Source organism: Formosimonas limnophila (assembly GCF_014652675.1).
Lineage (GTDB): Bacteria > Pseudomonadota > Gammaproteobacteria > Burkholderiales > Burkholderiaceae > Hydromonas > Hydromonas limnophila.
This window is the reverse complement of record NZ_BMZG01000046.1, coordinates 1-775: the sequence shown is the minus strand read 5'-3', so window position 1 is coordinate 775 and position 775 is coordinate 1. Positions and strand designations below refer to the sequence as shown.

Annotated in this window: 1 pseudogene; it reads right to left on the bottom strand. The window is 51.6% G+C overall.

The features are described 5' to 3' along the window. Positions 1–775 (bottom strand): annotated as a pseudogene (locus IE082_RS11105) (hypothetical protein); the annotation flags it as partial.

Below are 775 nucleotides of genomic sequence, written 5' to 3'. Positions count from 1 at the left end.
CCAGCAACACTATCATAACTCCTATCAATCGGTAAGTTGGGCTGCGGTTGACCGTCCACCAAGTCTGGCAACATTTCATTAAAACCATTATAGAAGCCCGCTAAAGTGTTACGAATCCCTTTATTGACATTTTCAACGGTATTCTTGCTTGGTGTCAGTGCATCTTTGATCTTATCTACACGACTGCGCGTATCAAGACCTGATTGTGATGTTTCGGGATGCAGAGGATCATACACATCATTATTATTAAGTTCTATCTGGCTTGCCAAAGCCACCGCCGCAGCGTCACCGCCAACAGCTGAAGTCACACCGCCAACGAGTGAGCTGATGAGGTTGCTATAAGCCAGCTTCTGCTCTGCCGTCATGTTGGACGAATTATGAGCAATCAGATTATTAAGAGCAACCGTAGCTGCTGAACCTGCGGCAGCTGAGGCACAGTCACCACCTGTGGCGGCTGCGCCTGCGCAGCCTGCGATGCTGTGTAGGAGGCCACGGATGGTTTCTGATTGGGCATCAGGAATGATGCTGCCGTCGGGATTACGTTTTTCGGCGAACCCATCGGCGATGTCTTTGATTTCTTGCGCACCGTATTGACGGATGACGTTGATGGCGGTGTTTTGTAGCAAACTTGCGCCGCTGCCTGTGACATTGCCGCTGGCGGCGCCGACAAGGCCAGTCAGAATCATGCTGCCCGTGCCGCCGTTGCCCCAGAGGTCTTGGCGGGTGCCGTAGTTGATGGCTTGACCATTAATGATCGTGTCACCCAACTCTTTAT